Consider the following 13,114-nt stretch of genomic DNA (forward strand, 5'->3'; position numbering starts at 1 on the left):
ATCGTCTGGATGTTTACTTATTTCACAAACCCAAGCAGCATTTCACGGATGATTTTGCTGGCTGTGTTTGCCGTTTGCTCTGAGTGGTCATACACCGGTGCGACTTCCACTAAATCAGCGCCCTTTACGTTTACCTCTGAACGCGCAATTTCATGGACCGATGCAAGCAGTTCTTTAGACGTGATGCCGCCGGCGTCAACCGTTCCTGTACCCGGTGCGTGTGCAGGGTCTAATACGTCAATGTCAATTGTGACATAAACCGGACGGCCCGCCAGCTTCGGAAGCACCTCTTTCAGCGGTTCAAGCACTTCAAATTTTGAGATGTGCATGCCGTTTTCCTTCGCCCATTCAAACTCTTCTTTCATGCCGGAACGGATTCCGAATGAATACACATTGTGCGGTCCGATCAATTCTGCCGCCTTACGGATCGGCGTGGAGTGAGAAAGCGGTTCTCCCTCATAATCAACACGAAGATCTGTATGTGCGTCAAAATGGATAATCGCAAGGTCTGGGTATTTCTTGTACATCGCTTTAATAACAGGCCATGACACGAGGTGCTCCCCGCCCATACCCATTGGGAACTTCCCTTTTTCTAAAATGCTGTCCACGTACTCTTCAATCATATCCAGGCTTCGCTGCGGATTTCCAAACGGCAGCGGAATGTCGCCGGCGTCAAAGAAGTTCAAGTCAGCCAGATCGCGGTCTAAATATGGGCTGTATTCCTCAAGGCCGATTGATACCTCACGGATTCTGCTTGGGCCAAAGCGTGAGCCCGGGCGATAGCTGACTGTCCAGTCCATCGGCATGCCGTAAAGAATGGCGTCCGCCTCTTCCCACTCGGGACGGCTCGCAATAAATACTTTTCCTGAATAAGCTTCATCAAATCTCATCGATAATACCCTCGCTTTCCTGTAAAAAAGCGCAAGATTCGCTCCTGCGCCATACCTTCATTATTTAATCAGGTCACTCACAAATTTCGGCAGAACAAATGCCGCTTTATGAATATCTTTTGTGTAATATTTTGTCTCAATATCGAAGAAACGGCTGTCTTCCACTGCAAGCGGATCATATTTTTTCGAGCCAATTGTAAATGTCCACAAACCGCTTGGATATGTCGGAATGTTCGCCGTATACAGCTTCGTAATCGGGAAGATTTCCTTCACGTCGCGCTGTACATTTGTGATTAATTCCGGTGTAAACCATGGGTTGTCCGTCTGTGCGACAAAAATGCCGTCTTCTTTCAGCGCTTTAGCGATTCCTGCGTAGAATCCTTTTGTAAACAGGTTTACAGCCGGTCCGACTGGTTCAGTCGAATCTACCATGATGACGTCATATTGATTTTCAGATTTTGCAATGTGCATAAATCCGTCATCTACCTGCACGTCAACGCGCGGATCATCCAGTTTGCCTGCGATAGAAGGAAGGAACTTTTTAGAGTATTCGATAACCTTGCCGTCAATATCTACAAGTGTCGCTTTTTTCACGCTTGGGTGCTTCAGGATTTCTCTGATAACGCCGCCGTCACCGCCGCCGACTACGAGAACGTGCTCCGGATTTGGGTGCGTGAATAATGGGACATGCGCCACCATTTCGTGATAAACGAATTCGTCTTTTTCAGATGTCATCACCATGCCGTCCAAAAACAGCATGTTGCCGAACTCTTCTGTTTCCACCATTTCTAAATGCTGAAACTCCGTTTGTTCTGTATGTAACGTCTTGTTAACCTTCATCGTAATGCCAAAGTTTTTCGTCTGCTTCTCTGTGTACCAAAGTTCGCTCAATTGTCATCTCCCTTTCGAGGCTGTATTCATTTATTGTAAGCGTCTAATCAGCTTTTATTCTCGGTTGAAATCTCATTTTCACCTAAGGAAAAAGTATAGAGGATGGCGGGGAAAAAGTAAAGATGCGTCCTGTTCTGCGATGTTTAAAAACGATCTTTTTTTCTCATAATAGTAGAAACATAAAAAAAGGGGGAACCCGTTGTGGATGCAATGACAAATAAACGGCTGAGACTGACGCTGAAAACCGTTCGCGCCTTTATCTTTTTAGGGGCTTTTGCGGCCTTGGCGGCAGCTGCCGTGTTTATGACTGTCATTTTGATAGCCAAATACCAGGGCGCTCCCTCGGTGCAAGTGCCGCAATCCACGATTTTGTATGCGAGTGACGGCTCAAAGCTCGGGGAAACGAACTACGGCGAAAAGCGCTATTGGGTCCCCTTAAAGGACATGAATCCGACGATCGTAAAAGCGACAGTGGCGATTGAAGACCAGAATTTCTACGATCATCACGGCTTTGATTATAAACGCATGGCCGGCGCGGCGCTTGCTGACCTCAAAGCATTTGCCAAGGTTCAGGGTGCAAGCACCATCACCCAGCAATATGCGAGAAACTTATACCTTGAACACGACAAAACGTGGAAACGGAAATGGAATGAGGCGTTCTACACGATCCGTCTGGAACAAAACTATTCTAAGGACGAGATATTAGAAGGCTATTTAAATACGATTTACTACGGCCACGGCGCCTACGGCATTGAAGCAGCTTCCCGCCTGTATTTCGGCAAGCATGCCAAAAACCTGACGGATGCGGAGGCGGCGCTTTTGGCAGGAATCCCGAAAGGCCCTTCCGGCTATTCACCGTATGTCAATGAGACGAAGGCCAAGGAACGCCAGAAAACGATTGTGCGGATGATGGAAAAGCAGCAGATGATCAGCCAAAAGAAAGCGGATGAATTGATCAAGGAACCTCTTTCCTATCAGCCTTTGAATAAACAAGTTTCCAAGAGAAAGGCTCCTTATTTCTACGACAATGCGATGAGAGAGCTGGAGAAAAAGCTCGGCATGACACGGGAGCAAATTGAAACGAGCGGGTTAAACGTCTATACAACGGTAGATAAACGGATGCAGCGCATCGCCGAGGAGACCATTACCGAAACGGTTAACGCGGGATCTGACATTCAAGTCGGGTTTTCAGCCATTGATCCCCGCACCGGAAACGTTCTCGCCCTTGTCGGCGGCAGGGATTATCAAAAAAGCCCGTTTGACCGGACGACACAGGCGAAGCGCCAGCCTGCTTCGACGATCAAGCCGTTGCTGTACTATAAAGCGATTCAGAGCGGATTTACGCCAGTCACTTTGATGAAAAGCGAAGAAACCGAGTTTCAAATTGATGCAAAGGGAGAAACCTATTCTCCAAGCAACTATAACGGATACTATGCCAACAAGCCGATTACGCTTCTGCGGGCGCTGGCGCTTTCCGACAATATTTACGCTGTGAAAACGCATCTTTTCCTCGGCACGAACAAACTTGTAAAGACGGCAAAGGAATTCGGCATTACCGCCCATCTTCAAGCACTGCCGTCCCTGGCACTCGGCACCGAACCCGTACGTCCGATTGAGATGGTCAACGCCTATGCCATGCTCGCAAATGGCGGAAAGAAAATCGAACCGACTTTTATTTCAAGAGTAACGGACGCAGCCGGCCACGTGCTGTACGAAAACCCGAATCAGCATAAACAGGTGCTTGATGAAAAAGCCGCTTTTGTCACAGCGAGTATGATGACAGGCATGTTTGATACCGATTTAAATGGATATACGTCGGTTACGGGGCGAACGATAGCCAACCGCCTGACAAGAACGTATGCCGGAAAATCAGGAACCACCAGCGCAGACAGCTGGATGATCGGCTTCAATCCGAAGCTGGCCGCCGGTGTTTGGACCGGCTATGACAAAAACAGCACCATCGACTCGGTCGAAGAAAAAAGCTATGCTAAAACCATTTGGGCGGACTTCATGGAGGACGCGCTCAAAGGCGAACCGGAAACCGCGTTCAAGCCGCCAAAAGGCGTAACCGGTGTGTACATTGATCCGGAAACAGGCTACTCATCAGGTCCCGGCTGTGCCGCTAAGCATTACACATATTTTGTGAAAGGGACAGAACCCGCAAACGTGTGCTACGGGGCAGAACCCGCAAAACAAACAAAAGACCGGCTTCCATCCAAAGAAAAGCCTGCTTCCGAGAAAAAGTGGTGGGACAAATGGCTGGGGCGACATCATTGAAAATAACCCGGCTCCTCGGAGGCCGGGTTATTCGTATGGTTGGTCAATGACCCATGGAAGAAGCGTAACACAATCGAGCTGAATAATTGGTTTTGGAAAACCCTTAGGAATGTAAATTTGGTGTTGCGGCACTGAAAATGAAATATGCCACGAGAAATCAATCTTTTTCGGATTCCATTCTTGTTTTCCTTCAACAATACGGCCTACTATAAAATAACTCGCTATATAAAAGTGCAGATGATCTTTTACCCCATGATAATTTATATCTGTGCATTTGGACGGAATGAGGCCGAAACTTTCTAATACTTGTGCTTTTTGGACTGGCAGTTCATTCACTGCCTCGTAATAGTTAAGACAGTTACCGCATTCACACATATCCTCTATATCTTTCTCATATTGCTTTCTCGTTTCTTCCACGTCGGCTTTTATCAACCAATCGCCGACTCGAATGGTTTCGTACATCATATCCCCCTAAAAATGAAAAACCCCGAGTCTTGTTTCGGCTCGGGATTTTCCATGTCCTATTTCTGTATCACCAGTTTACTCAATGTTTACGAAAAATATCTCAAATACTTTAAAAGTTCACAGAAAATTCATAAATTAATTGTTTTCTGGAAGCAGGCTCGTTTTTAACTCATCTGAGGAACGGTCCCATAGGCCCTGATCATGCTTTTTCAGAAATTCGCCTAGTACACGCTTCGAGCTGTCGTCCATTTTATCAACGATGATTTTCCGTTTCATGGATTTATCCATCAAATTCACATGCTCAGGCAGCGACTTGTAGCCTCTTCTGATACTTCTGTCGACCGTCATTTCACAGGCTGTCACACCGGCGTAATAAGGCCCCTCTTCTTTTCTGTCAATCGTTACCCACACAAGCCAGTATGGTTTTCCGTTCGGCACTTCTTCTTTATTCGGGAGAAATTTTATTCCTTTTTCAACGGTGCTGCGGGCATGCATGGCGCCGATGTCTACGAACGCTTCTTTTTCCTCTACATCAACGAATACGGGAGAAATGTTATCAAGGCTGAGTGCCCCTACGCCAAAACCGCCGTGTCCGTCTGTCGGATCACTTTTGATAATATTAAACCCGATTGATTTTTTCTTTTTTTCTTCCATGAAGTTCTACCTCCTACAAAAGCGGTTGAAATATCGCTGAAAACAGCTTTAAAATCGAATCTCTTCCTGCATTGAGCATCGGCCACAGCACGTAAGATCCTAGCGGTGTCACAAACAGCACCAAAAATACGATAAAGCCGTAGCTCTCCGCCTGCGTCATTTTGGCACGCACGCCCGGCGGAACGAGATCTTCTATAATTCGATAGCCATCGAGCGGAGGAAGCGGCAGCAGATTAAATAAAAACAAGACAAGATTCAGCTGTATCCAAATAGAAAAAAACTGATCCAGCCCCGTGCTGAACGCCGCAAGCATTTCCATTCCGTACGCATGCATCAACACTAACAAAAAGAAACCAATAAACGCAAGAATCAGGTTACTGACGGGCCCGGCTATAGATACGAGCACACCGGCAAGCCGAGGCTTCTTAAAGAAGCGTCTATTCACGGGAATGGGGCGCGCCCACCCGAAGCCGGCCACCAAAATCAAAATGGTTCCGAACGGATCAAGGTGTTTAATGGGATTCAGCGTCAGTCTTCCTTGTTTTTTCGCCGTATCGTCACCGAATTTGTATGCGACATAAGCGTGGGCAAGCTCGTGCATCGTAAACGACACAATTAGCGTGATGACGAGGTATGGCATTAAAGATAACGGATAATATAAAAAACGGTCCAAGTGAGATATCCCTCTTTCTCAAAATGCAAGAATTTACTTTATTCAGTATACTATAAGAAGCCTCTTTTTCTAAAGAGAGGAAACGAGATAAAGGAGGATTCAGCACCCATGCCATACGTAACTGTCAAAATGCTCGAAGGCCGTACAGACGAGCAAAAACGCAATCTTGTCGAGAAAGTAACAGAAGCCGTAAAGGAAACAACCGGTGCTTCTGAAGAAAAAATTGTTGTCTTTATAGAAGAAATGAGAAAAGACCATTATGCCGTCGCAGGCAAACGCCTGAGCGATATGGAATAATCTCTATAAAGCCGGCGCTTCGCGCACCGGCTTTTATTATCCCTATTGAGCCAGCTTCGCAATAATCGCCAAGAACGTCTCTTTCTCTTCGGCTGTTAAACGTTCAAACATGCCGTCAATCAGCTGCTGGCGGTTTTCGATCATTTGTTCAGCCGCTCCCCGGCCCGATTCAGAAAGCGTAATCCATACAGTGCGGCGGTCATTATTATTTCTGGATCTCTCAATAAACCCTTCCTGCTCTAAATGATTCAGAGCTGTGGTCGTGGCAGAGGGAGACAGTGTGACCTCCTTCAAAATATCCTTTATGGTGCAGCTCCCATGTCTGTGTATGATCCGCAGAATAAACCCTCTTACATTATTCACGTGTTTCGGAACGGTGGCTTCATCTAATTGCTTCGTGCTTTTCAAATATTTTGTAAGTGCGTGATCCAGCAAATTTGCTTCCAGTTTGTCATGGTCCATGTCAATTTCCCCATTTCGAGATGCATTCATAACATACGAACGATATGATTTACTTATTATTTTACTGATTCCGAATAGGGAAAGTCAAAAAAGCAAAATATGAATTCACAGCTTTTATCCTACATGCCTCGATTTTCCACCTGTTTCACAAGCTCATCTTTAAATGTCTGAAAAGGAACTTGTTCATTCTGCTGATATCCGAATTGGCGGACGTTTACCGCATCCTCCTGCTCCTCATGATCTCCAAGCACCAGCACGCACGGAATTTTTTGCACCTGCGATTCTCTGATTTTATAGCCCAGCTTCTCATTGCGCTCATCAATGCCGGCTCTTATCCCCGCCTGCTTCAGCTCCGCCTGCACCTTTCTGCAATAGTCTAAGTGAACGTGCGAAACCGGTATGATTTGAACCTGGATCGGTGCGAGCCAGACTGGAAAAGCCCCGCCGTAATGCTCGATCAAAATGCCGAAGAAACGGTCGATTGAGCCGAAAACCGCTCTGTGGATGACAACGGGACGAACCTTCTCATTGAGTTCGTTGATATATGTTAAATCAAATTTTTCCGGCATTTGAAAATCAAGCTGAATTGTCGCGCATTGGTGGCTCCGTTTCAGGGCATCTTTTATGTGGAAATCAATTTTCGGCCCGTAAAACGCCCCATCGCCTTCATTGATCTCATAAGAGAGGCCAAGCTCCTCTAGGACGCGTGCTAAGGCACGTTCCGACGCTTCCCAAAGGCTGTCATCGCCTAATGAATCCTCCGGGCGAGTCGAAAGCTCAACAGAATACACGAAACCAAATGTCCGATATACCTCATCAATCAGCCGAATCGCTTCTTTGATCTCACTCTCAATCTGATCCTCCCGAACGAAAATATGGGCGTCATCCTGACAGAACGTCCGAACGCGAAGCATTCCGTTTAAAGCGCCGCTGTATTCATGGCGGTGCACCTGTCCGAATTCCGCCATGCGAATTGGCAGATCCCGATAAGAATACAGGCTGTTTTTAAAAATGAGCATGTGGCCGGGGCAATTCATCGGCTTCATTGCGAATCTTGTATCATCCACTTCTGAAAAGTACATATTGTCGCGATAATGGTCCCAATGGCCTGACTGCTCCCATAACCGCTGATTCATCATAAACGGCGTACGCACCTCATCGTAGCCGGCATTTGTTTGCAGCTCACGCGAGAAGCGCTCCAGCTCATTACGGACAATCTGCCCTTTCGGCAAATAAAACGGCATCCCCGGCGCTTCTTCAGAAAACATAAACAGCCCTAACTGTTTGCCGAGCTTGCGATGGTCTCGTTTTGCCGCTTCTTCCAGCATATGCAGGTGCGCATCCAAATCTTTTTTCTTTTGAAAGGCAACCCCGTACACCCGCTGCAGGACTTCATTTTTGCTGTCTCCGCGCCAATAAGCGCCTGATACTCTTGTCAGTTTGAACGCCTTGATCATCCCTGTAGAAGGAAGATGCGGCCCTCGGCACAGGTCAACGAATTCCCCTTGCTGGTACAGTGTGATATCCTCCCCGCGCGGAATATCCTTTAAAATCTCAAGCTTGAGCCGCTCGTCTTTTTGTGCAAACAGCTCTTCAGCTTCTTCGTAAGAAACCTCTATACGTTTGATTTCAAGGTTCTCATTTATTATGTTTTTCATTTCTTTTTCGATGGCCTCTAAGTCTCCTGATGCCAAGCTTTTCCCCAGCTTCATGTCATAGTAGAAGCCGTCTAAAATCACAGGCCCTACCCCCAATGACACTTCGCCGTACAGCCGTTTTACTGCTTGGGCCAGCACGTGCGCTGTTGTGTGGCGAAGCACCTGCAAGCCTTCTTGTGAATCGAGTGTGACAATCGAAAGCTCAGCATCCTCCTCCAGCTTGAAACTGAGATCAACAAGCTTGCCGTTGACCTGACCTGCGGCCGCTTTCTTTTGCAGACTGGAACTGATAGAACCAGCCGCTTCTTTGATTGTGATGCCTTTCGGATATTCCTGGATCTGTCCGTCCGGAAGCTGAATGTGTACATGTTTACTCATTTTAGAACACTCCTTATTCATTGTTATATATAAAAAAACACACCCGTCCCGCAGATAGGGACGAGTGTGTGATTAACCCGTGGTTCCACCCAAGTTCCCGACAAATACTATGTTGTCGGCTCGGTGCTGTAACGCAGCATAGACGGCATTGGTTACTTCAGTTCCCCAATGCTGCTCCAAGGTGGTAAATGATATTCCTAAGCTGGGAAGCTCTCACCTTTCCTTCCCTCTCTGAAAACCGTAACTATCATTCATGTCCTTTTCTTCGCATGTATTCAATTCAAATAAAAAAACACACCCATCCCTCTAAAAGGGACGAATGTGTTGATCATCCGTGGTTCCACCCAAATTCCCGATCAATTACACATGGTGATCGGCTTAAAGATGCTGTAACGCAGCATGACGGTATCAGATACTTGTTTTCCCCGATACGGCTCAAAGGCGGTAAGCTGCTTTCCCTGCGTTAGGAAGATCTCAGCTGTCCTTCCCTCTCTGGAAACCGTAAAAAGCATCTCGTGTCCTTATCAGTGCCTGTTGTTTCAATAATTTTTTATATCTTACTATATATTCCCACAAAGCGCAATCAGTGATTTACATTTTTTTCTGACGCGGCAGTCCCGTTATGGGCAGCCAGAAACAGCCATACAAGCAATGCAGCGAGGCTGTATGCCGCTCCCATCATCAAAAACGTAAACCCGGCACCAGCATACCAAGTGGCGGACAGATGAATGATCACCCCGGTTATCGCTACGCCGACCAAGGCTCCGATTTGCCGGTTTGCATTTAACGCCGCACCGGCGATATTCGTATGTCTTTGCCCGGCAGCCTGCATGATCACAGTTGTCATGGCAGGAACTGTAATACCGGTACAGAGGTTCATAACAGACATCAACACCGCCAGCTGCCAATAAGGAAAATCCGGAGAAATCAGCACAAACAACAGCAATGCAATGATACAGCTGACCGCCATTGATACAAACATAAGCTGACCGGCTTCAAACCGATTCGCCAGACGGGCAAACAGCAGATTGCCGATCACGAAGACCGCCATCATCGGCAGCAGCTCCACTCCAGCCATAAAGGAACTTGCGCCTCCTGCTTCCTGCAAAAAAAGGCTGAGCATAAACATGCCTCCAAAAAGGGCGAAATTCAGCAAAAACCCGATAAATTGGGCAGCTGAGAAGCGGCCGTTTTTGTATAAGGACGCCGGCAGGATGGGTGCTTTTGCAGAAATTTCCCGCAGCAAAAACAGCACAAATGCCAAAATCGCTGCAGTAAATGCTGCAAGAATCACTGGCGAGCGCCAGCCCGCTGAAGGCCCCTGTATCAAAGCATAGGAAAGAAACCCGAGAGCCATCATGCCAAGCAGATGCCCGATGATGTTCACGCGGCTGCTTTTTCCCGGAACGCGGCTGAGGATTCGGTAAGCTGAAATGAGCGCAGCAGCCCCTATTGGCACATTGATTAGAAAAATACTCTGCCAGCCCGCCAACTCTACCAGCACGCCCCCGATAAAGGGCCCAAGGCCTGAAGCGGCGGAAACAAGCGCGGCCCACAGCCCAAACATTCTCGCCCGTACCCGCTCATCAGGGTAAGAGGCAGCCAAAAGGCTGAGTGAGCTTGGCATAAACAATGCTGCCCCAATTCCCTGTATGAGACGTCCGACAATCAGCATCTGCCCATTAAAGGATGCAGCGCATAGACAAGAGGCGAGAACAAAAACAGCTAGACCCAAGATATAGATCGTCTTCGAGCCGAAACGGTCAGCCAAGGCTCCGCCCGCCAGCAGAAGCGACGCAAAAGTAAGAATGTACCCGTCCACAACCCACGTTACACCTGAAAGTGACATTGAAAGAGTGTTTTTCATATCAGCCATCGCCACATTCACAACGGTCACATCAAGAGTTGCCATGAGGAAACCAAGTGCAAGCACGATCAGCACGGATATGCCTGTTGATGATGTTGATTCTTGTATAGACCCGCTATTTTTCATTACAATTGCCCTTTCACTTGCTTGATTACCCAATCATCTATTTTTTCAAGATCATACAATTCCCCGACTCTGTCCATGACATGCTGCAAGGATTCTTCTTTCATGAGATTGGACCATTTATCCTCGATTTCCCCCATGACTGTCTCCAGCACACAGTGACTTTCACCCTCAAATACAGATTGCAGCAGGCCTTTCCCCTGATACATCGAACCTCTGCCTTCGACCGCTTGATAAACATCATAAAGCGTAATGTCAGCCAAAGGCTTCGTCAGGGTAAAACCGCCCTTCGTCCCTGGTAAGGATTCTGCCAAACCGGCTTGAACTAATGTTCTCATCAGCTTCTTCAAGTAAGACGGAGACACGCGCAATCGCTGGCTTATAGCCTCTGACGTCAAAGAAGCCTGTACAGGCAGCCTTGACAGTAACAGCAGCACAGAAACCGCCTGCTCCATTCCTGATTTCATTTTCATCCTATTCACTCCTGATTCATTATGGATAACTATTATCCATAATGAATCTCTTAGCAGCTTTTGTCAATAAAAAAAGCAAAAGAAACGATTCATTTCTTTTGCTTGGTATGGTTAACAAATCTGCTTCAGTTCCTCTATGTATTGAAGCGCTTCGTCATATTCTTCATTTGTATATTTTTGCTTGCTTTTGATGGTAAAGACTTTTTCTTTCTTTTCCTCATCCTCAAGCCCGTCAAAGTAAAGGATCGTGGAAACCAGCTCTAAAAACCGTGATGAACGGCTGTTTACACTGTCGATATAGCCTTTCATATCCGGCATGTCCAGATCAGCATGGTCTAAAAATGCGGAGCCTGTCTCAGTCAGAGAATACCGATATTGAAAGTAGCCGCCCTTTTTTTCCTTCACCTCATGCAGAAATCCAAGGTTGCACAGCTCTTCAATCTGGAGCGTCAGTTCCTCTGAATATGGTCCGTAAAAGTGAAAATCATATTTCTCATAGAAAGGAAACTGCATTTTCTTGGCGATATAAATCATTTTCTGCAGCTTCTTTCGCCCGATGATTTCTCCAGAATCCGAGAACACCTTCATCAGTTTTGCATGTTCTTTCAACAAATTCCCGACATCTCCTTTTTCCTTCTTTCCAATTTCTATGTCAGTCCCAGCAGCTGCCGGATTTTCATTTTCGCTTCCGGATGTTTAGAGCCGTCACAAATTAAGTCCTTTGGATAGTACAGCTTGTGGTCCGTCCGCCGTTTACCTGAGATGGATTCCACAATAGCCGACTGCCTGGACAGCTCTTTAATTTGGCCGTTTTGCGTCAAGAGATGGATCGGCAGACGCTCCTCTTCCTCTCCTGGTCGGTAAAAATCGTATGGCAGATCTGATGAAGAATCAACGACCAAATAATAGCTCGGATCGATCCCCGCCTCTTTGAACAATGAAGTCAGCTCAAAATAAGCCGACATTTCTTCATTAGGATTGAATTCAACGTATTGGAAAAGCTGGCGGTTAATGAATCTGCGGCACAAGTCGGATAAAATCACGTCTTCTTCATCCTCCCAGGCCTGGAAGTAATACAAAATAATAGATTCATCCAGCTTTACATAATCCTCCAGTGTCAATTTCCCTTCAAAAATAGAATAGAAATGAACCGGAGCGTGAGTGAAGACATAGCCTTCATCGTGCAGCTGCTTCGCCCTGTGAAGAATCTTCGTTAAAATGACCTCTGCACTTCTGGTCACAGGATGGAAGTAGACCTGCCAGTACATTTGGTAACGGCTCATGATATAGTCTTCGACAGCGTGCATTCCGCTTTCTTTAATGACGATCTGATCCTCGCGCGGCCGCATCACCCGAAGAATCCGCTCCATATCAAAATGGCCGTAGCTGACGCCCGTATAATATGCGTCGCGCTGCAGGTAATCCATGCGGTCTGCGTCAATCTGACTCGAAATCAGGCTGACCACTTGCTTGTTTTTATATGTTTTGGCAATGACTTCAGCAACATCCTGAGGGAAACCCGGGCTCACCTTTCTGAGCACCTGATTAACCTCCGTGTCTCCCAAAATGATACCTCTTGTAAAATCCTCGTGGTCAAGGTGAAAGACCTTTTCAAATGAATGCGAGAACGGCCCGTGCCCGAGGTCATGAAGCAGCGCCGCGGCCAAACAGAGTTCGCGCTCACTGTCATCCCATTCAGGGCGGCCTTTAAAGACGTCATCAACCATTCTTCTGACAATTTCATAGACACCGAGAGAATGGTTGAACCGGCTGTGCTCAGCCCCATGGAACGTCAAATAGGTCGTGCCGAGCTGCTTAATTCTGCGGAGACGCTGAAATTCACGGGTTCCGATTAAATCCCATATCAGCTTGTCCCGAACATGAACATAGCGGTGCACCGGATCTTTAAACACTTTTTCTTCTGATAATTTTCCATTTGGATACGCCATCGTCATTCCCTCTTTTTTTTAGCCGTGTTTCTATTATATCGACTCTATTCTTTGAAA

General features: G+C 46.8%; 13 protein-coding genes and 2 other annotated features. Of the genes, 2 read left to right on the forward strand and 11 right to left on the reverse strand.

From position 1 onward, the window contains the following. Positions 1-17 precede the first annotated feature (17 nt). Both speB and speE read right to left on the reverse strand, forming a co-directional pair. Entirely contained in the window at positions 18-890 is an 873-nt protein-coding gene (gene speB, locus MHH82_RS34970; RefSeq protein WP_003227545.1) for an agmatinase, read from the reverse strand. 60 nt (positions 891-950) lie between these two features. Beyond that, the gene (gene speE / locus MHH82_RS34975; RefSeq protein ID WP_003227543.1) at positions 951-1,781 is read right to left on the reverse strand and encodes a spermidine synthase; all 831 of its coding nucleotides are present in this window, start codon (positions 1,779-1,781) and stop codon (positions 951-953) included. A 201-nt stretch (positions 1,782-1,982) separates the two neighbouring features. Between speE and MHH82_RS34980 the strand changes: the two genes are divergently transcribed. Then, positions 1,983-4,058 (forward strand): transglycosylase domain-containing protein, encoded by a 2,076-nt coding sequence (locus MHH82_RS34980; RefSeq protein ID WP_072175636.1) that lies wholly within the window; start codon positions 1,983-1,985, stop codon positions 4,056-4,058. A gap of 27 nt (positions 4,059-4,085) precedes the next feature. Here the strand turns inward: MHH82_RS34980 and MHH82_RS34985 are convergent, their stop codons facing one another. The 3 genes from MHH82_RS34985 to MHH82_RS34995 all read right to left on the reverse strand — a co-directional run bounded on the left by MHH82_RS34985 (position 4,086) and on the right by MHH82_RS34995 (position 5,850). Continuing rightward, positions 4,086-4,523, reverse strand: coding sequence for a hypothetical protein (locus MHH82_RS34985; RefSeq protein WP_031601096.1), 438 nt, complete (start codon positions 4,521-4,523; stop codon positions 4,086-4,088). Positions 4,524-4,658: 135 nt separating this feature from the next. After that, complete coding sequence (locus tag MHH82_RS34990) at positions 4,659-5,177, reverse strand: YwhD family protein (protein ID WP_003244446.1); 519 nt, start codon at positions 5,175-5,177, stop codon at positions 4,659-4,661. 13 nt (positions 5,178-5,190) lie between these two features. Next, positions 5,191-5,850 (reverse strand): site-2 protease family protein, encoded by a 660-nt coding sequence (locus tag MHH82_RS34995; RefSeq protein WP_003243167.1) that lies wholly within the window; start codon positions 5,848-5,850, stop codon positions 5,191-5,193. Positions 5,851-5,958: 108 nt separating this feature from the next. Between MHH82_RS34995 and MHH82_RS35000 the strand changes: the two genes are divergently transcribed. Then, positions 5,959-6,147, forward strand: coding sequence for a 2-hydroxymuconate tautomerase (locus tag MHH82_RS35000; RefSeq protein WP_003222038.1), 189 nt, complete (start codon positions 5,959-5,961; stop codon positions 6,145-6,147). 42 nt (positions 6,148-6,189) lie between these two features. Here MHH82_RS35000 and MHH82_RS35005 read toward each other — a convergent pair whose 3' ends face one another. From MHH82_RS35005 to MHH82_RS35030, 6 genes are all read right to left on the reverse strand, one after another. Further along, a complete protein-coding gene (locus tag MHH82_RS35005) occupies positions 6,190-6,609 on the reverse strand; it encodes a MarR family transcriptional regulator (RefSeq protein ID WP_072175637.1) in 420 nt (139 codons plus the stop codon). Between the two features lie 119 nt (positions 6,610-6,728). Continuing rightward, the gene (gene thrS, locus MHH82_RS35010; protein ID WP_072175638.1) at positions 6,729-8,645 is read right to left on the reverse strand and encodes a threonine--tRNA ligase; all 1,917 of its coding nucleotides are present in this window, start codon (positions 8,643-8,645) and stop codon (positions 6,729-6,731) included. A 53-nt stretch (positions 8,646-8,698) separates the two neighbouring features. Then, positions 8,699-8,920, reverse strand: a binding site (T-box leader). Positions 8,921-8,953: 33 nt separating this feature from the next. Beyond that, positions 8,954-9,182, reverse strand: a binding site (T-box leader). A 46-nt stretch (positions 9,183-9,228) separates the two neighbouring features. Beyond that, positions 9,229-10,638: an MFS transporter gene (locus MHH82_RS35015; protein ID WP_072175777.1), complete on the reverse strand. Its 1,410-nt coding sequence runs from the start codon at positions 10,636-10,638 to the stop codon at positions 9,229-9,231. Continuing rightward, positions 10,638-11,108: an Rrf2 family transcriptional regulator gene (locus tag MHH82_RS35020; RefSeq protein WP_072175776.1), complete on the reverse strand. Its 471-nt coding sequence runs from the start codon at positions 11,106-11,108 to the stop codon at positions 10,638-10,640. The genes MHH82_RS35015 and MHH82_RS35020 overlap by 1 nt, the downstream gene beginning before the upstream one ends. Before the next feature lie 111 nt (positions 11,109-11,219). After that, positions 11,220-11,720 carry a YwgA family protein gene (locus MHH82_RS35025; RefSeq protein ID WP_003227524.1) on the reverse strand — a complete coding sequence of 167 codons (501 nt, stop codon included), beginning with the start codon at positions 11,718-11,720 and terminating at the stop codon, positions 11,220-11,222. A gap of 35 nt (positions 11,721-11,755) precedes the next feature. After that, a complete protein-coding gene (locus MHH82_RS35030) occupies positions 11,756-13,057 on the reverse strand; it encodes an HD domain-containing protein (RefSeq protein WP_064671823.1) in 1,302 nt (433 codons plus the stop codon). Positions 13,058-13,114 lie beyond the last annotated feature (57 nt).

The organism is Bacillus sp. FSL K6-6540, from assembly GCF_038007545.1.